The following is a 17,446-nucleotide window of genomic DNA, read 5'->3' as shown; positions in this document are numbered from 1 at the left end:
TCCTCGCGCACGACCTTGACACCGGACGGCCGCGGGCCATTAATGAAGGCCGATCACTTTGCGCCGATCGGACCTTGGAGGTCCCGTGAGCCCCACCGAAGTCACCGCCGACGTCGTGGTCGTGGGAGCCGGTCCCGCCGGTCTCAACGCCGCCCGGCACCTCACCCGGGCCGGCCGGGACGTCGTCGTCCTCGAGGCCCGCGACCGCGTCGGCGGCCGCACCCACACCGAGGAGCACGACGGCGTCACCCTGGAGATCGGCGGCCAGTGGATCTCCCCGGACCAGACCGAGCTGCTGGGCCTGCTCGACGAGATCGGGTTCGAGACCTACCCGCGGTACCGCGAGGGCGAGTCCGTCTTCATCGGCCTCGACGGCGTCCGCACGCGCTACCGCGGGGAGACCTTCCCCGTCCCCGACGCCACCGCCAAGGAGATCACCCGCCTCACCGAGCTCATGGACGACCTCGTCGCCTCCGTCGGCGCGACGCAGCCGTGGGCGCACCCGCGCGCCCGCGAGCTCGACACGATCTCCTTCGAGGCCTGGCTGCGGCAGCAGTCCGACGACGAGGAGGCGCGCACCGCCGTCGAGCTGTTCATCGCCGGCGCCATGCTGACCAAACCCGCCCACGCCTTCTCCACCCTGCAGGCCGTGCTCATGGCCGCCTCGGCGGGCTCGTTCACCAACCTCACCGACGAGTGCTTCATCCTCGACCGCCGCGTCGTCGGCGGCATGCAGAGCGTCTCGCAGCACCTGGCCGCCGAGCTCGGCGACCGCGTCCACCTCAGCACCCCGGTCCGCACGATCCGGCAGACCAGCGGTGACGACGGGGACGGCGTCGTCGTGGAGTCCGACCGGGTGACCGTGCGCGCCCAGCGCGTCGTCGTCGCCGTCCCGCCGCCGCTGTTCTCCCGCATCAGCTACGACCCGCCGCTGCCGCGCCGCCAGCACCAGATGCACCAGCACCTGTCCATGGGCCTGGTCATCAAGGTCCACGCCACCTACGCCACGCCGTTCTGGCGCGAGGCGGGGCTGTCCGGCACCTGCTTCGGGACCTCCACCCTCGTGCAGGAGGTCTACGACAACACCCTCCACGGCGACGACCGCGGCACCCTCGTCGCCTTCGTCGCCGACGAGAAGGCCGACGCCGTCCTCGCGCTGCCCGAGGCCGAGCGCCGCGCCGCGGTCCTGGACTCCGTCGCGCAGTTCCTCGGCGACGAGGCGCGGGAACCGGTGGCCTACTACGAGTCCGACTGGGGCAGCGAGGAGTGGACGCGCGGCGCCTACGCCGCCAGCTTCGACCTCGGGGGCCTGGCCCGCTACGGCGCCGACCAGCGCACCCCCGTCGGGCGCATCCACTGGGCCTGCTCCGACCTGGCCGCCGAGGGGTACCAGCACGTCGACGGCGCGCTGCGCTCGGGCCGGGCCGCCGCCGCCGACGTCGAAGAACTCCTCGGGTGAACGCCCCGGGGACGAGCGGACGCCGCTACGTCGTCGCCTACGACGGCGGCCCCGGGACGCTGCAGTGGGCCGACGTGCTCGCGCGGTCCCTGGACGTCGGCGTCGACGTCGTGGTCGTCGTCCGCAGCGACGACCCGTTCGGCGGGGTCTACCCGCCCGTCGGTGACGTCACCGGCGTCATCACCGAGCAGGCCCGCGGCTGGGCCGCCGAGGCGCTCACCGCGTTCGGGCCCGACGTCGACGTGCGGACCGACGTCCGCACCGCCGGCTCGGTGCCCGAGGGGCTGCTGGAGGCCGCCGCCACCGGCGGGGCCTCCGCCGTCGTCGTGGGCGCCGGGGGAGGGATCCTCCCCTTCGGCGTCGGCACCGTCGCGCGGACCCTCCTGCACGTCTCCCCGGTGCCGGTCCTGCTGCTGCCGCGGCACGCCCCGCCGCCGCGCGTCGACCACCTCTACGTCGCCGTCGGCACCCGGGCGGGAGCCTCGGCCGTCCTGCGCGAGGCGTGGGAGGCCGCCGTGCGGACCGGTCTGCCGCTGCACGTCGTGAGCCTCGTCGAGCAGGACGAGGAGTCCGGGGCCGACCCCGGGGCGGTGGCCGGGGTGCAGGCCCTGGTGGACGACATCCGGACCAGCGCCGCGCCGGCGCAGGTGAGCGTGGAAGTGGGGCGAGGACGCACCATGGCCGAAGCAGTGGGTTCCATCGACTGGGCGGCGGGCGGTCTGCTGGTCGTCGGGTCCTCCCGGCTGGCCCAGGGGCGCCAGACGTTCCTCGGGCCGACCGCCGCGCGGATCCTGCGGCACGTGCCCGTCCCGGTCGTCGTCGTCCCCCGGGGCGAGCAGTGACCGCCGCGCCCGAGCGGACCGCCCGCGAGGCCAAGGGCCTGGGCGACGGCCGCGTCGGGCTGCTGGGGGCCGTCGTCATCGGCGTCTCCACGATCGCCCCCGCCTACACCCTCACCGGGGCCCTGGGGCCCACGGCGTCGGCCGTCGGGGACCACCTCCCGGCGATCTTCCTCGTGGGTTTCGTCCCCATGCTGCTCGTCGCGCTGGGGTACCGGGCGCTGAACTCGGCCATGCCCGACGCGGGCACCACGTTCACGTGGAGCTCGCGCGCGTTCGGCCCGTGGATCGGCTGGATGGGCGGCTGGGGCCTGCTCGCCGCGACCGTCCTGGTCCTGTCCAACCTCGCCGGCATCGCCGTCGATTTCTTCTACCTCATGCTGTCCCAGCTCACCGGGGACGAGTCGATCGCCGACCTCGCCGCGAACGTGCCGGTGAACGTGGCGACCTGCCTGGTGTTCATGGCGCTGGCCTGCTGGGTCTCCTACCGCGGGCTGGAGGCGACCAAGGTCGTCCAGTACGTCCTCGTCGCGTTCCAGCTGGTCGTGCTCGTCTGGTTCGCCGTCGCCGCGTTCGTGCACGTCGCGCGCGGCACCGCCCCGGCCGGGCTGACCCTCGACCCGGGCTGGTTCAACCCCCTCGGCGTCGACTCCTTCTCCTCCTTCGCCGCCGGGATCTCCCTGTCGGTGTTCATCTACTGGGGCTGGGACGTCGTCCTGACGATGAACGAGGAGACCCAGGGCGCCCGCACCACCCCCGGCCGGGCCGCGCTGTCCACGATCGCCGTCATCGTCGTCCTCTACCTGACGATGGCGCTGGCCGTCCTGTCCTTCTCCGGCACCGGCACCGACGGGCTGGGCCTGGGCAACGAGGACATCCAGGAGAACCTCTTCGCCGCCCTCGCCAGCCCCGTCATGGGACCGGTCGCGATCCTCATGTCGCTGTCGGTCCTGGCGTCCTCGGCGGCCTCGCTGCAGTCGACGTTCATCTCCCCGGCCCGCACCCTGCTGGCCATGGGCCACTACGGGGCGCTGCCGCCGAGGTACGCCCACGTCAGCCGCCGGTTCCAGTCCCCGGGGTACGCCACCGTCGTCTCGGCCGTCGTGGCGTCGGTGTTCTACGCCGTGATGCGGGTGCTGTCCGAGGACGTGCTGTGGGACACCATCTCCGCGCTGGGGATGATGGTCTGCTTCTACTACGGCGTCACCGCGCTCGCGTGCGTCTGGTACTTCCGCGGCAGCTGGCGCGGGGACGTCAAGGCGTTCCTGTCGACCTGCCTGGCCCCCCTCGTGGGCGGGGTGCTGCTGCTGGTGTTCTTCGTCCAGACCGCGGTCGACTCCACGGACCCCTCCTACGGGTCGGGCTCGCAGGTCGGCGGGGTCGGCCTGGTGTTCGTGCTCGGCATCGGCGTCCTCGCCCTCGGCGTCGTCGTCATGCTCGTGCAGCGCGCACGCCGGCCCGGGTTCTTCCGCGGCCGGACCATCCCCGTCGGGCGCAGCACCACCGACGCGTGAGGCGGTGGGGTCCGGGCCGCGCCCGGACCCCGCCGCTCACCGGCCGCTCACGCGCCGGGCACCTCGAGGGTGAACCACACGACCTTGCCGATGGGCTCCTCCCGCACGCCCCAGCGGGTCGCGGCCGTCTCCAGCAGCCAGATCCCGCGGCCCGACAGGGCGTCGTCGTCGTGGGTCTGCAGCACCGGGACCCGGTCGTTGTCGTCCCCGACCTCGACGTGCACCGAGCGCGGGCTCGCGACGACCCGCAACCGGGCGTCGCTGCGGCCGTGGACGACGGCGTTCGTCACCAGCTCGCTCGCCAGCAGCACCGCGGTCTCCGTCGTGTCGTCGTCGACCCCCTGGTGGCCGCAGCAGCGCTGCACCACCCGGCGGGCGTCGCGCACCGAGCGCGGGTCGGCCGGCAGCACCGTCTCGGCCACCCCGTCCCCGGCCTGCACCGCCCGCGCCGCCGACACCGCGTCCACGTGCAGGACGAGCAGGGCCGTGTCGTCCTCGGCGCCGCTCGCGCGCGTGCCGGCCAGCAGCGAGTCCGCCCACCCCCCGGCGTTCAGGACGTCGCGGGCCTGCAGGGCCGCGCGGACCGCGGCGACGCCCTCGTCGAGGTCCAGGCCGCGGCGCTCCACGAGCCCGTCGGTGTAGAGCACCAGCAGGTCGCCGGGGTCGAGGTCCACGACGTGCTCGTGCCGCAGCGACGTCGGCTCCACCCCCAGCATGAGGTCGTCGCAGGTGTCCAGGACGTCCACCCCGCCGCGCGCGCGGCGCAGCAGCGGCGGCAGGTGACCGGCGTTGGCCCACCGCAACCGCCGCGACCCGATCCCCGGCAGCGGCGGGTCCACGACCGCCAGGACCGCCGTGGCCAGCGCCCCCAGCTCCAGGCCCGCCATCGCCTGGTCCAGCCGGGCCAGCAGCGTCGCCGGGCGGTCGTCACCGTCGAAGGCGATGCCCCGCACCATGTTCCGCACCTGGCCCATGGCCGCCGCGGCGACCTGGTCGTGCCCCACGACGTCCCCGACGACGAGGACGGTGCCGCCCGAGCGGGTCGCGAACGCGTCGAACCAGTCGCCGCCGACCTCCGCGCCTCGGGCTGCGGGCTGGTAGCGCATCGCCAGCTGCAGGCCCTCCCGGACCGGCGGCTGCGTCAGCAGGCTGCGCTGCAGCGTCTCGGACATGCGGCGCACGGCGCGCACCTCCTCGGCCGCGGACCGCTCCCCGGTGATGCGCTCCAGCGCCTGCGCGCACTGCGCCGCGCAGCCGTCGAGCAGCTCCAGCTCCTCGTCCGTGAACGGGTGGTCCCGGCCCCACCCGGCCGCCAGCCCCCCGATCACCTGCCCGCCCACCAGCAGCGGCAGCGAGGCCCAGGCCCGCCGGCCGTTGCCGTTGCGCAGCGAGGCCGTCAGCGGGTGGTAGGCGTCGACCGCCGCGGCGTCGGGCAGCAGGACGCGCTGGCCCGTGCGCGCGCTCACGCAGATCGGCAGCGGGGAGTCGAACGGCAGGCGGTCCCACTGCTCGTCCAGCTCGTCGTGGAGACCACCGACGCCCACCAGCTGCCAGCCGCCCTCGCCCCGCACCGCGATGCCCGCCGCGTCGGCGTCGATCGCGGCCAGGCCGTGGCCGGCCAGGGCGTGGACGACGTCGGTCAGCGACCGGGCCGAGGCCAGCTGCAGCGCCGTCTCGGCCAGCGCCGAGACCCGCCGCGCCGCCTGGGCCTGAGCGGCCTGCGCCACCCGCCCGGCCTCCAGGCGGGCGACGAGCCGGGAGCCGAGCGCCGGCTCGACCTCGTGCGGGACCCCCCGCTGGTGGTCCAGCACGTACCGGCTGACGTCCTCGACGTGGAACAGCAGCAGCTCGACGCGGCCCGCGTCGTCCAGCAGCGGCGAGCAGGCCAGCGACCACCACCGCTCCGCGGGCGACCCCGCCAGGGTCGGCGCGACGTCGTAGCGCAGCAGCGGCACCGACTCCGCCCGCCCCGAGGCCAGGACGCGGGTGAACAGCGCGCGCAGCGGGTTCCCGCCGTCGACCAGCGTCTCCGGGGACGTCGGGTAGACCTCGAAGCCGTCGCGGCCCAGCACCTCGTGCCGCTCGCGGCCGGTGAGGCGGAGGAACTCGGCGTTCACGTCGACGACGGTGAAGTCCGGGCTCAGCACCGTGTACGCCGTCGGCAGGGCCCGGAACACGGCCCCCATGTCGACCGGTGCGGTGGTCACCCTGTCCCGTCCCCCCTGGTCGTCCCCGACCGCTCCCGTCGGCTCGCGGCCCCATCGAATCACTCCGGCGGGGCCGTGTCTGCCTCAAACGCGCGGGAGCCCCGCCCGGGACGGACGGGGCTCCCGCACGGGGACCGGGGACGGGTCAGAAGGCGGCCGGGTCGGTGCCCGCCCGCACGCCCTCGCGCGCCGGCTGCTGCTGGGCCTGCTGCTTGGCCTGTTCGGCCGCGAGCGCCTGCGCGTACTGCTCCTTCACCTGGTCCATGTCCAGGGCGCGGACCTGCTCGATGAGCTGCTCCAGCGCCGGGCCGGGCAGGGCGCCGGGCTGGCCGAAGACCGGGATGCCGTCGCGGTAGGCCACCAGCGTCGGGATCGACGTGATGCCGTAGCGCGCGGCCAGCACCTGCTGGTCCTCGGTGTCCACCTTGGTGAAGGTGATGTCCTCGTGCTGGGTGGAGGCCTGCTCGAACACGGGTGCGAACTGCTTGCACGGACCGCACCAGTCGGCCCAGAAGTCGATGAGGACGATGCCGTCCTTCACGGTCTCGTCGTGCGTCTCCAGGGTCAGTGCCTGAGTGCTCATGCCCTTGCCAACCACGGTGGGTCCCCAGACCTTCCCGTACCGTCGCGCAGGTGCCCCGATCGCGCCTGCTCCGGCTGCTGGTGACCCTCGCGGCGCTCGCGGTGATCGCCGTCGCGGCCGACCTCGGCGCGCGCGCCTGGGCGACCGCCCGCGTCGCGACCGAGCTGCGCACCCGCTACGACCTGCCGCAGGACCCGCGGGTCACCGTCGCGGGCGGGTCGTTCCTGTGGCAGGTCGCGCGGGGGCGCTTCGAGGACGTCACCGTCACCGTCGGGCAGCTGCCGGCCGGCTCCCTCGCGCTGCACGACGTGCGGGTGCGCGTGCCGGAGGTGGACGTCCCGCCCACGGTGCTCCTGGGGCGCGCAGGCACGGTGGACCTCGCCGGCGGGACGCTGCGGGCGCAGGTGCCGTTCGCGGACCTGGCGCGGCAGGTGTCCGTCGCGGGCCTGGACGTGCGGCTGGCCCGGGACGGGGACGCGGTGCGCGCCGCGACGACCGTGCGGGTCCTCACGGCCGGGCTCGAGCTGGCCGTGACCGCCCGGCCCGTCCTGGACGGCGCGGCCGTCCGCCTCGAACCGGTCAGCGCGCAGCTGGCCGGGGCGACGGTGCCGCTGAGCCGGGCGCGGCGGCTGCTGGAGCTGGCCGGGGTCGATGACCTGTCCGTCCCGCTGGAGGGGGTGCCGGCGCAGGTGCGGCTGAGCGGTCTGCGCGTCACCGACACCGGCCTCGCCGTGGAGGGCGCGCTCGCGCCGGGCCCCGTCGACGTCCCCTGAGCCGCCCCGCCCACCCGGGGCCCCGGCCCCGCCGCGGCCGTGCGGCCCGGCCCGCGTGACAGGATCGCGCTGTGACCTACACCGCAGACGCTGGACGGTACGAGTCCATGCCCTTCCGCCGCTGCGGCCGCAGCGGCGTCGAGCTGCCCGCGCTCTCGCTGGGTTTCTGGCACAACTTCGGCGACGACAAGCCGTTCCAGACCCAGCGCGACATCGCCCGCCGCGCGTTCGACCTGGGGATCACCCACTTCGACCTCGCCAACAACTACGGCCCGCCCTACGGCTCCGCCGAGACGAACTTCGGCCGCCTGTTCCGGGAGGACTTCGCGCCGTACCGCGACGAGCTGGTCATCTCCTCCAAGGCGGGCTGGGACATGTGGCCCGGCCCGTACGGCGACCGCGGCTCCCGCAAGTACCTCACGGCGTCCCTGGACCAGTCCCTGCAGCGCATGGGCCTGGAGTACGTCGACATCTTCTACCACCACCGCCCGGACCCGGACACCCCGCTCGAGGAGACGATGGGGGCGCTGGACGCCATCGTCCGGTCGGGCAAGGCGCTGTACGTGGGGATCTCCTCCTACGGTCCCGAGCGGACGCTGCAGGCCTCCCGGATCCTGCGCGACCTCGGCACGCCGCTGCTCATCCACCAGCCGTCGTACTCCATGTTCAACCGGTGGATCGAGTCCGGGCTGCTGGACGTCCTGGAGGCCGAGGGGGTCGGCTGCATCCCCTTCACCGCCCTGGCCCAGGGGCTGCTGACCGACCGGTACCTCCACGGCGTCCCCGAGGACTCCCGTGCGGCGCAGGGCAAGTCCCTCGACCCCTCGGTCCTGAACGACGAAACCCTGCGCCGCATCCGCGGTCTGCAGGAGATCGCCTCCGGGCGCGGGCAGACGCTGGCGCAGCTCGCGCTGTCCTGGGTGCTGCGCGACCGCCGGGTCACCACGACCCTCATCGGGGCCAGTTCGGTGCGCCAGGTCGAGGACAACGTGGCCGCCGTGCAGAAGCTGGAGTTCAGCGACGCCGAGCTGGCCGCGATCGAGGAGTTCGCCGTGGACTCCGGCGTCGACCTGTGGGCCGGCGTCCGCGAGGGCGGCGAGAACTGACCCGTGGGCTGGCCCCCCCGCGGGGGGTCAGCCCAGTTCGGCCGTCGAGGGCCTGCGGCCCGCGCGCACGGGCACGAGCGCGATGAGCAGACCCGCCGCGGCCAGGACCCCGTGCAGCGTGGTGACCGGCCACGCCAGGTTCAGCGGGGTGTCGCCGGACCCCTCGCTGGACAGGCCCCACGCGAACAGCGCGGCGCAGGCGGCGAACAGCACGATCCCGAACCACCGCCCCCGGCGGGCGCCGGTGCGGCCCAGCAGCCCCAGCAGCCCCAGCACCACGTGCACGGCGCTGGAGAGCGGGTTGACCGAGAAACCGACCACCTGCTGCTCCTGGGTCCCGCCGGTCCAGTCCCCGACGCCGGACACCGCGAAACCCGCCACGCCCAGCAGCAGGAGCAGGACCCCCACGACCAGCGACAGGTGCTGCCCGGCGGTGGTGCGCGGGTGCACCGGCTCCACCGACCCCGCGAAGTTCTGGCTCATGAGCAGCCGCTACCCGGTGGTCCCCGGCGCAAACGGGCCCGGCCCCCCGCGGTGCTACTGTCGGCCGCGACACGGGGTGCTGCGCGCGGATCGCGCAGCTGAGATCACACCCGGAGAACCTGATTCAGGTAATGCTGACGAAGGGATGTCGCGGCATGGCTGCCGTCACGGGGGAAGACGTCGCGCGGGCACGGGCCGCGGTGGCGCAGCGCGCACCGCTGGTGCAGTGCCTCACCAACTCGGTCGTGCAGACCATCACCGCCAACGCCCTGCTGGCCGCCGGGGCCGCCCCGGCGATGGTCGACAACGTCCACGAGGCCGCCCCGTTCGCGGCCGTCGCCTCGGCCGTGCTGGTCAACGTGGGCACCCTCGACGACGTCAAGGCGACGGCCATGGCGCTGGCGGCCGGAGCGGCCCGCGCCCACGGCACCCCCTGGGTCCTGGACCCCGTCGCCGTCGGCGGCCTGGAGTTCCGCACCCGGGTGGCCCGCGACCTGCTCGAGCACGCCCCGACCGTGGTGCGCGCCAACGCCTCCGAGGTCCTGGGGCTGGCCGGCGCCGGAGCCGGGGGGCGCGGGGTCGACGCCACCGACGGGGTCGAGGACGCCGTCGAGGCCGCGCGGGCGCTGTCGTCGCGCACCGGCGGCGCCGTGGCCGTCTCCGGGACCGTCGACGTCGTCGTGCACGCCGGGCGCACCGTCCGCGTCCCCGGCGGTCACGAGCTGCTGACCCGCACGACCGGCGCGGGCTGCTCCCTGGGGGCGCTCGTCGCCGCCTACGCCGGGGTCGAACCCGACCCGCTGGTGGCGGCCGTCGCGGCCCACCTGCACGTCGCGGTCGCCGCCGAGCGCGCCGCCGAGCGCGCCGCGGGGCCGGGGTCCTTCGCCACCGCCTGGCTCGACGAGCTCGACGCCGTCGACGCCGGGGCGCTGGGCGCGGCCGCGGGACGGCTCGCGTGAGCTTCACCCCCAGCCTGTACCTGGTGACCGACACCGCCCTGTGCGGCGACCGCGGGGTCGCCGAAGTCGTGCGGGCCGCCGTCGCCGGCGGCGTCGACGCCGTGCAGGTGCGGGCCAAGCACGGCCCTGACCGCGACCGCCTCGCCCTCGTCGTCGCCGTGCGCGACGTCCTGGCCGGCACCGGGGTGCCCCTCTTCGTCAACGACGCCGTCGACGTGGCGCTCGTCGCGGGCGCCGACGGGGTCCACCTGGGCCAGTCGGACCTGCCGGCCGAGCAGGTCCGCCGCATCGCCCCGGGCCTGCTCGTCGGGCTGTCGGTCTCCACCGTCGAGCAGGCGCAGCGGGTGGACCCCGCGGTGGTGGACTACCTCGGGGTGGGCCCCGTGCGCGACACCGCGACGAAACCCGACGCCGCCGCCGCGCTCGGCGCCGAGGGCGTGCGGGCCGTCGTGGCCGCCTCGCCCGTGCCCTGCGTGGCGATCGGCGGCATCCACCCCGACAACCTCGACCCCCTGCGCGGCACCGGGATCACCGGGTTCTGCGTCGTGTCGGAGATCTGCGCGGCCGACGACCCGCGACGCGCGGCCCGGGCGCTGCGGAACCAGTGGGACCGCGCGTGAGCGCCGTCGCGCTCACCGTCGCCGGCAGCGACCCCAGCGGGGGAGCGGGCGTCCAGGCCGACCTGAAGACGTTCGCGGCGCACGGGGTGTACGGCACGAGCGTCCTGACCGCCCTGACGGCGCAGAACACCCGCGGCGTGCGCGGCGTCCACGTCGTCCCGGCCGGTTTCGTCGCGCAGCAGCTCGACGCGGTGCTCGACGACGTCACCGTGCACGCCACGAAGATCGGGATGCTCGCCGACGCCGGCGTCGTCGCCGCGGTGGCCGCCGCGGTGCGCTCCCGCGACGTCGGCCGCGTCGTCCTGGACCCCGTCATGGTCGCCACCAGCGGTGACCGCCTGCTCGACCCGGCCGCCGTCGCCGCCCTGCGCGAGGACCTGCTGCCGCTGGCCGACCTCGTCACCCCGAACGTGCCCGAGGCGGCCGTCCTGCTGGACGCCGAACCGGCCCGCGACCTCGACGGGTGCCGGGCGCAGGCGCGCGAGCTGTTCGCCCGCAGCGGGACCACCGTCCTGCTCAAGGGCGGGCACCTGACCGGGGCGGACAGCGTCGACGTCCTCGTCGGCGACGCCGGAGAACTCCTCCTGCGGCGGCCCCGGGTGGACACCACCGCGACCCACGGCACCGGCTGCACGCTGTCCTCGGCGCTGGCCGCGCAGGCCGCCCTGCACCCCGGCGCGGGCTGGGAGCAGCTCGCCGACCCCGCCCGCGACTACCTCCAGGCCGCCCTGCGCGCCGGCGCCGCCCTGCGCGTCGGGTCCGGGCACGGCCCCCTCGACCACGCCTTCGCCCTGCGGGAGGACCGACCGTGACCTTCACCGACCGGGCGTGGGAACGCACCGCGGCCGTGCGCGCGGCGATCGAGGCGTCGCCGTTCCTGGCCGAGCTGGGCGCGGGCACGCTCGACGCGGCCGTGTTCCGGCACTACCTGGAGCAGGACGCGATCTACCTGTCCGGGTACGCCCGCGCGCTGTCGCTGCTGGCCGCCCGCGCCCCCGACACCGCGGCCGCGACGTTCTGGGCGCAGTCCGCCCACGGCGCCGTCGTCGTGGAGTCGGCCCTGCACGCCGACCTGCTGGAGTCCGGGCTGCTGCCGCCGGCCCCGGCCGCGCCGGTCGCCTCGCCCACCACCCTGGGCTACGTCTCCCACCTCGTGGCCAGCGCGGCGACCGACCCCTACGCCGTCGCCGCGGCGGCCGTGCTGCCGTGCTTCTGGGTCTACGCCGACGCCGGTCGGCGGCTGGCCGCGCACGCCGAGCTCGTGCCCGGGCACCCCTACGCCCGGTGGGTCGCCGCCTACGACGCCCCCGAGTTCCACGCCTCCGTCGAGCGGGCCCGGGCCCTCGTGGACGCCGCGGCCACGGCCGGGCTGGAGGAGGCCATGCACGAGGCGTTCGCCGTCGCCACCCGCTACGAGTGGCTGTTCTGGGAGACCGCGCACCGGCGCGAGACCTGGCCCGTCCCCTGACCCCGCGCGGGCGCGGACCGCGCCGGGGCGGGAGAGTGTCGGCACGGCTCCGCGCGGGCGGGCCACGAGGAGGGGAGCGGTCTTGTCCAGCAGCGGTTCGGTCGTCGTCGTGAACTGCGGCAGCTCCTCCGTCAAGCTCGCCCTCGTCGACCCCGTCACGGGCGAGCGCGCCCTCAGCTGCCTCGGGGAGCGCATCGGCAGCCCCGACGCCGTCGTCCACATGACGACCGCGCAGGGCACCCGCACCATCACCCCGGCCGCCTCCACCCACCGCGGCGCCCTGGCCCACGTCCTGCAGCGCCTGCTCGACCTGGACCTGCCGCCGCTGCTGGGGGTCGGGCACCGCGTCGTCCAGGGCGGGTCGGTGTTCCACGGGTCGGTGCGCGTCGACGACCGCGTCCTGGCGCAGATCCACGAGCTGTCCGCGCTGGCCCCGCTGCACAACCCGGCCAACGCCTCCGGCATCGAGGCCGCCCGCGCCGTGCTGCCGGAGCTGGAGCACGTCGCCGTCTTCGACACCGCGTTCCACCAGACGATGCCCGAGACGAACTTCCGCTACGCCGTCCCGGCCCGCTGGTACGAGGAGTTCGGCGTGCGCCGCTACGGCATGCACGGCACCAGCCACCGCTACGTCAGCCAGCGGGCCGCGGAGGTCCTGCACGCCGCCGACGGCCGCGACCCGGCCGACCTGAAGCTCGTCGTGGCCCACCTGGGCAACGGGTGCAGCGCCACCGCCGTGCTCGGGGGCCGCTCGGTCGACACGACGATGGGGCTGACGCCGCTGGAGGGCCTGGTCATGGGCACCCGCTCGGGCGACCTGGACCCGGCCGTCGTCGAGCTCGTCGCCGACCGGACCGGCGAGAGCGTCACCGAGATCGTCCGGCAGCTCAACTCCGCCTCCGGGCTGCTGGCCCTGTCGGGGCTGTCCAACGACGTGCGGACCCTGTCGGGCAAGGCGGCCGAGGGGCACGCCGGGGCGCGGCTGGCCCTCGACGTCTTCGTCCACCGCGCGGCCAAGCACGTCGCGGGCCTGACCGTCTCCCTCGGCGGCCTCGACGCCCTCGTGCTGACCGGCGGCATCGGGGAGAACGCCGCGAACGTCCGCTCGATGCTGCTGGCGCGGCTGCGCCACCTCGGGCTCGTCGAGGACCCGGCCGCCAACGCCGAGCACGGCCGCGGCTCCACGCCCGCCGGGCGCATCACGGTGCCCGGTCCCGGGCCGCTGGCGATGGTCGTGCCGACCGACGAGGAGCTGCTCATCGCCCGCGACACCGTGGCCCTCGTCCAGCACCGCTGAGGGTCCGCTGAGGGCACCCTGAGCGGGGGCCGCCCCGCCGTCGCCGCCACCGGTGCGGTGGGGGAAGGTGGACCCATGGCCCGCGTGCTGCTCGTCGTCCCCACCGGCCACGGTGCCGGTCTCACCTCGACCTGCCTGGGGCTGGTGCGGGCCCTCGACGCGCGCGGGGTGGACGTCGGCTTCCACAAGCCCCTCGCCCAGCCCACCCGCGTGAGCGAGGCCGACCGGTCCGTCGCGCTGGTCCGCCTCACCACCGCCCTGGACCCGGCCGAGCCGATCGCCGCGACCCGCGTCGTCGAGCGGCTCTCCCGCGGCGAGGTCGACGACCTCATGGAGGAGGTCGTCGCCGCCGCCGAGGGCGTCCTGGCCGCCCACGACGTCGTCGTCGTCGAGGGGCTGGCCCCCTCGGCGGACCAGGTGTTCTCCGGCCGCGTCAACCAGGCCCTGGCGACCGCCCTGGACGCCGACGTCCTGCTCGTCGGCTCCGCGGGGCTGCTGGGAGCCGAACCCGGTGCGCCGGAACGGATCGCCGAGGACATGGCCGTCACCGCCGGCACCTACCGGACGGGGGAGTCGCTGCGCGTCGTCGGCGGTGTCGTCTCCCGCTGGCCCGTCGCCGACGACCCCGAGACGGGCGTGGCCCGCATCTCCGCGCTGCGCGGGGCCCTGGAGCACCACGGCATCCCGCTCGTCGGCGTCGTGCCCTTCCGCGGCGACCTCACCTGGCCGCGCGTGCGCGACCTCGTGCGCGACCTCGGCCCCGGGCTGGACCTCGACGTGATCACCCACGGCGACCAGGGCCGGCGCATCAAGGAGGTCGTCGTCGCGGCCCAGGCCGTGCCCGGGATGCTCCCGCTGCTGCGCGAGGGCCGGCTCATCCTCGTCCCCGGCGACCGGCACGACGTCGTCATGGCCACCTGCCTGGCCGCGCTCAACGGCACCCGCCTGGCCGGCCTGCTGCTGACCGCCGGTGTCGGGATGGACCCGCGCGTGGCGGAGCTGACCGCCGCGGCCGCCGCCACCGGGCTGCCCATCCTGCGCTCGGACCGCAGCACCTACGCCACCGCGACCGCCGTGAACCGCCTGGACCCCGAGGTCCCCGCCGACGACGCCGAGCGCGCCGTGGCGCTCACGACGACGGTGGCCGACGCCCTGGATCCCCGCTGGCTGGCGGGGCTGCCCACGGCCGCGCACACCCCGCGCCTGTCGCCGGCCGCGTTCCGGCGCCGGCTGACGACGCTGGCCGCCGAGCGCGTCCAGCGGATCGTGCTGCCCGAGGGCACCGAACCGCGCACCGTGCAGGCCGCCGCGCTCTGCGCCCAGCGCGGCATCGCCCGGCCCGTGCTGCTGGGCCACCCCGACGAGGTCGCCGCCGTGGCCGCCGGCCTCGGGCTCGACCTGCCCGACGGCGTGGAGGTGCTCGACCCGGCGGGGCTGGTGGACCGGTACGTCGACGTCCTCGTCGAGGCCCGCAAGCACAAGGGGATGCGGCCCGACGTGGCCCGCGACTCCCTGGCCGACCCGATCTGGCTGGGCACCACCATGCTGCAGGCCGGTGACGTCGACGGGCTGGTCGCGGGCGCGGTGCACACCACGGCCGCCACCGTCCGCCCCGCGCTGCAGGTCGTGCGGACCCGGCCGGGCGCGCGGCTGGTCTCGAGCGTGTTCTTCATGTGCCTGCCCGACGACGTCGTCATCTACGGCGACTGCGCCGTCAACCCCGACCCCGACGCCGAGGACCTCGCCGACATCGCCCTGCAGTCCGCGGCCTCGGCGCGCGCCTTCGGCATCGAACCGCGCGTGGCGATGATCAGCTTCTCGACGGGGTCCTCGGGGGCCGGGTCCAGCGTCGACAAGGTCGCCGAGGCGACCCGCATCGCCCGCGAGCGCGAACCGGACCTCGTCATCGACGGGCCGCTGCAGTACGACGCGGCCGCCGTCGCCTCCGTCGCGGCCTCCAAGGCCCCGGGCTCGCCCGTGGCCGGGCGGGCGACGGTCTTCGTCTTCCCCGACCTCAACACGGGCAACACGACGTACAAGGCGGTGCAGCGCAACGCGGGGGTCATCTCGGTGGGGCCCATGCTGCAGGGGCTGGCCAAGCCGGTGAACGACCTGTCGCGGGGGGCGCTGGTGGACGACATCGTGTACACGATCGCCCTCACCGCGATCCAGGCCTCGCGCGGCTGAGGGACCGTCCGGGGCGCGGGGGAAGAAGCCGGGACGCGGGCCTGTTACTATTCTCAGGACGGCCTGATGCCGTCCACTCAGCGGGCGAGCCGCCCGCGAGGTCGCTTGAGTCTCATCCCTCAGCATCGATGCGCCTGTCTGGGCGTTCTGGGGGCGGACCGCCGTGCGGCCGACAGCCCCACGTGGAGTTCCTTACCCCATGCCCCAGTACGAAGACCGTTCGTACCGTTCTCCCCGTCCCCGCAACGACGAGGGCGGCTTCCAGCGCCGCGAGTCCCGCGGCTACACCGACCGCTACGAGCGGTCCGACCGTGCCTACGACCGTGACGACCGTCCCCGCTCCGGCGGCTACGGCTCCGGCGGCGGCAGCTACAACCGCGACGACCGTCCCCGTTCCGGGGGCTTCGGCAACCGCGAGGGCGGTTCCTCCTACGGCAGCCGCGGCGGCTACCAGGGTCGCGGTGGCTCCGGCGGCCGCTTCGGCGGTGCCCGCCGCAACGGGCCGCCGCGCAGCCCGCGCTCCTTCGCGCCCTCGGCCACCGAGCAGGCGCTGACCGCGGCCGAGTCCGTCGAGGTCGTCGACGCCACGTTCTCCGAGCTGGGCCTGCCCGACGAGCTCGTCGCGGCGCTGGAGCGCCGCGGGATGACCGCGCCGTTCGCCATCCAGCAGCGCGTGCTGCCCGACGGCATCGCCGGCCGCGACATCCTCGGCCGCGCCCGCACCGGCTCGGGCAAGACCCTCGGCTTCGGCCTGCCCATGCTGGCCCGCCTGGCCCAGCAGAAGCGGCCGCGCATCACCGGCGCCCCCCGCGGCCTGGTCCTCGTGCCGACCCGCGAGCTGGCCATGCAGGTGGCCGACGCGCTGCGCCCCCTGGGCGACTCGCTCGACCTGCGGATGTCCGTCGTCGTCGGCGGTGTCCCGTACGGCCGCCAGATCGCCGCGCTGCAGCGCGGGATCGACGTCCTCATCGCCACCCCGGGCCGTCTCGTCGACCTCATCGAGCGCGACGCGGTGTCCCTGGGCGAGGTCGACGTGGCCGTCCTCGACGAGGCCGACCACATGGCCGACCTGGGCTTCCTGCCCAACGTCCGCGCCATCCTGGAGGGCACCAAGCCCGGCGGGCAGCGGATGTTCTTCTCCGCCACGCTCGACCGCGGTGTCGAGGCCCTCGTGACGGACTTCCTCACGAACCCCTCGTTCCACGCCGTCCCGGCCCCGGCCGACGACGTCACGAACATGGAGCACCGGGTGTTCGCGGTCCGCCCGCACGACAAGCTGTCGATCCTCACCGAGATCAGCCAGCGTCCGGCCCGCAGCATCTTCTTCGTGCGCACCAAGCTCGGCGCCCAGCGCCTGGCCGACCAGCTGCGCGAGGCCGGTGCCCCGGCCGAGGCCATCCACGGCGACCTGCGCCAGTCGCAGCGGTCCAAGGCCATCGACGCCTTCTCGCGCGGGGAGACCCGCGTCCTCGTCGCCACCGACGTCGCCGCCCGCGGCATCCACGTCGACGACGTCGACCTCGTCGTGCACGTCGACCCGCCGAACGACCACAAGGACTACCTGCACCGCTCCGGCCGCACCGCGCGCGCCGGCGCCAAGGGCACGGTCCTCGCGATCGCGCTGCCGGACCAGGTCCGGCGGTACGGCTGGCTGCACCGCGACGCCAACGTCGAGGCCAACGGCGTCGAGCACGTCCTGGCCGGCGACGAGGTCGTGCGCGCCGTGGCCGAGTCCGGTGAGCCGGTCGTCGTCAAGGAGCGCAAGGTCGAGGCCCGCGAGGGTCGCCCGCGTCGCGGTGGCCCGCGCCGCGACGGCGGTTTCCGCGGCGGCCCGCGCCGCGACGGCGGTTTCCGCGGCCCGCGCCGCGACGGTGGCGAGTCCCGCGGCCCGCGCCGCGAGAGCGCCCCGCGCGACTGACCAGCACCACCGCACCACCTGCACCACCCCGGC

At 75.4% G+C, this 17,446-nt stretch carries 15 protein-coding genes and 1 riboswitch; of the genes, 12 read left to right on the top strand and 3 right to left on the bottom strand.

Annotation, left to right across the window (positions count from 1 at the left end):
• The first annotated feature begins 85 nt into the window (after nucleotides 1–85).
• Genes BJ968_RS06425 through BJ968_RS06415 form a run of 3 tightly spaced genes read left to right on the top strand, consistent with a single transcriptional unit; the run spans nucleotide 86 to nucleotide 3,812 of the window.
• Entirely contained in the window at nucleotides 86–1,459 is a 1,374-nt protein-coding gene (locus tag BJ968_RS06425; RefSeq protein WP_343077866.1) for a flavin monoamine oxidase family protein, read from the top strand.
• The gene (locus BJ968_RS06420) at nucleotides 1,456–2,301 is read left to right on the top strand and encodes a universal stress protein (protein ID WP_179750236.1); all 846 of its coding nucleotides are present in this window, start codon (nucleotides 1,456–1,458) and stop codon (nucleotides 2,299–2,301) included. Before BJ968_RS06425 ends, BJ968_RS06420 begins: the two co-directional genes overlap by 4 nt.
• On the top strand, nucleotides 2,298–3,812 hold the full coding sequence (locus BJ968_RS06415; protein WP_179750234.1) for an amino acid permease: 1,515 nt from the start codon (nucleotides 2,298–2,300) through the stop codon (nucleotides 3,810–3,812). The genes BJ968_RS06420 and BJ968_RS06415 overlap by 4 nt, the downstream gene beginning before the upstream one ends.
• A 47-nt stretch (nucleotides 3,813–3,859) precedes the next feature.
• Here BJ968_RS06415 and BJ968_RS06410 read toward each other — a convergent pair whose 3' ends face one another.
• Nucleotides 3,860–6,019: a SpoIIE family protein phosphatase gene (locus tag BJ968_RS06410; protein WP_179750232.1), complete on the bottom strand. Its 2,160-nt coding sequence runs from the start codon at nucleotides 6,017–6,019 to the stop codon at nucleotides 3,860–3,862.
• A 145-nt stretch (nucleotides 6,020–6,164) separates the two neighbouring features.
• Nucleotides 6,165–6,602 (bottom strand): thioredoxin, encoded by a 438-nt coding sequence (gene trxA / locus BJ968_RS06405; RefSeq protein ID WP_179750230.1) that lies wholly within the window; start codon nucleotides 6,600–6,602, stop codon nucleotides 6,165–6,167.
• Nucleotides 6,603–6,652: 50 nt separating this feature from the next.
• Between trxA and BJ968_RS06400 the strand changes: the two genes are divergently transcribed.
• Together BJ968_RS06400 and mgrA are read left to right on the top strand one after the other, a co-directional pair.
• Nucleotides 6,653–7,375: an LmeA family phospholipid-binding protein gene (locus BJ968_RS06400; RefSeq protein WP_179750228.1), complete on the top strand. Its 723-nt coding sequence runs from the start codon at nucleotides 6,653–6,655 to the stop codon at nucleotides 7,373–7,375.
• 71 nt (nucleotides 7,376–7,446) lie between these two features.
• A complete protein-coding gene (gene mgrA, locus BJ968_RS06395; protein ID WP_179750226.1) occupies nucleotides 7,447–8,481 on the top strand; it encodes an L-glyceraldehyde 3-phosphate reductase in 1,035 nt (344 codons plus the stop codon).
• Nucleotides 8,482–8,508: 27 nt separating this feature from the next.
• Here the strand turns inward: mgrA and BJ968_RS06390 are convergent, their stop codons facing one another.
• The gene (locus tag BJ968_RS06390) at nucleotides 8,509–8,964 is read right to left on the bottom strand and encodes a DUF4383 domain-containing protein (RefSeq protein WP_179750224.1); all 456 of its coding nucleotides are present in this window, start codon (nucleotides 8,962–8,964) and stop codon (nucleotides 8,509–8,511) included.
• Between the two features lie 62 nt (nucleotides 8,965–9,026).
• A riboswitch (TPP riboswitch) is annotated at nucleotides 9,027–9,127 on the top strand.
• On the opposite strand from BJ968_RS06390, the gene thiM reads away from it, so the two are divergent.
• From thiM to BJ968_RS06355, 7 genes are all read left to right on the top strand, one after another.
• Nucleotides 9,120–9,923 carry a hydroxyethylthiazole kinase gene (thiM, locus tag BJ968_RS06385; RefSeq protein ID WP_179750222.1) on the top strand — a complete coding sequence of 268 codons (804 nt, stop codon included), beginning with the start codon at nucleotides 9,120–9,122 and terminating at the stop codon, nucleotides 9,921–9,923. It overlaps the preceding riboswitch by 8 nt.
• Nucleotides 9,920–10,543, top strand: a complete 624-nt coding sequence (gene thiE / locus BJ968_RS06380) for a thiamine phosphate synthase (protein WP_179750220.1) — start codon at nucleotides 9,920–9,922, stop codon at nucleotides 10,541–10,543. Before thiM ends, thiE begins: the two co-directional genes overlap by 4 nt.
• Nucleotides 10,540–11,355 carry a bifunctional hydroxymethylpyrimidine kinase/phosphomethylpyrimidine kinase gene (gene thiD, locus BJ968_RS06375; protein ID WP_179750218.1) on the top strand — a complete coding sequence of 272 codons (816 nt, stop codon included), beginning with the start codon at nucleotides 10,540–10,542 and terminating at the stop codon, nucleotides 11,353–11,355. Before thiE ends, thiD begins: the two co-directional genes overlap by 4 nt.
• The gene (locus BJ968_RS06370; protein ID WP_179750215.1) at nucleotides 11,352–12,011 is read left to right on the top strand and encodes a thiaminase II/PqqC family protein; all 660 of its coding nucleotides are present in this window, start codon (nucleotides 11,352–11,354) and stop codon (nucleotides 12,009–12,011) included. Before thiD ends, BJ968_RS06370 begins: the two co-directional genes overlap by 4 nt.
• Nucleotides 12,012–12,093: 82 nt before the next feature.
• Nucleotides 12,094–13,308 carry an acetate/propionate family kinase gene (locus BJ968_RS06365; RefSeq protein ID WP_179750213.1) on the top strand — a complete coding sequence of 405 codons (1,215 nt, stop codon included), beginning with the start codon at nucleotides 12,094–12,096 and terminating at the stop codon, nucleotides 13,306–13,308.
• Nucleotides 13,309–13,383: 75 nt separating this feature from the next.
• Nucleotides 13,384–15,495 carry a phosphate acetyltransferase gene (pta, locus tag BJ968_RS06360; protein WP_179750211.1) on the top strand — a complete coding sequence of 704 codons (2,112 nt, stop codon included), beginning with the start codon at nucleotides 13,384–13,386 and terminating at the stop codon, nucleotides 15,493–15,495.
• Between the two features lie 199 nt (nucleotides 15,496–15,694).
• On the top strand, nucleotides 15,695–17,413 hold the full coding sequence (locus tag BJ968_RS06355) for a DEAD/DEAH box helicase (protein WP_179750209.1): 1,719 nt from the start codon (nucleotides 15,695–15,697) through the stop codon (nucleotides 17,411–17,413).
• The last annotated feature ends 33 nt before the right edge of the window (nucleotides 17,414–17,446 follow it).

The sequence above is a fragment of the Kineococcus aurantiacus genome (assembly GCF_013409345.1).
Classification (GTDB): Bacteria; Actinomycetota; Actinomycetes; order Actinomycetales; family Kineococcaceae; genus Kineococcus; species Kineococcus aurantiacus.
Note: the sequence above shows the minus strand (reverse complement) of the source record. Positions and strands in the feature narration are given on the sequence as shown.

What these genes read in the sequence shown, in the direction of transcription:
- trxA (WP_179750230.1), bottom strand. Translation starts at nt 6,602, where the DNA reads ATGAGCACTCAGGCACTGACCCTGGAGACGCACGACGAGACCGTGAAG.
- BJ968_RS06390 (WP_179750224.1), bottom strand. Translation starts at nt 8,964, where the DNA reads ATGAGCCAGAACTTCGCGGGGTCGGTGGAGCCGGTGCACCCGCGCACC.
- thiM (WP_179750222.1), top strand. Translation starts at nt 9,120, where the DNA reads ATGGCTGCCGTCACGGGGGAAGACGTCGCGCGGGCACGGGCCGCGGTG.
- pta (WP_179750211.1), top strand. Translation starts at nt 13,384, where the DNA reads ATGGCCCGCGTGCTGCTCGTCGTCCCCACCGGCCACGGTGCCGGTCTC.
- BJ968_RS06355 (WP_179750209.1), top strand. Translation starts at nt 15,695, where the DNA reads ATGCCCCAGTACGAAGACCGTTCGTACCGTTCTCCCCGTCCCCGCAAC.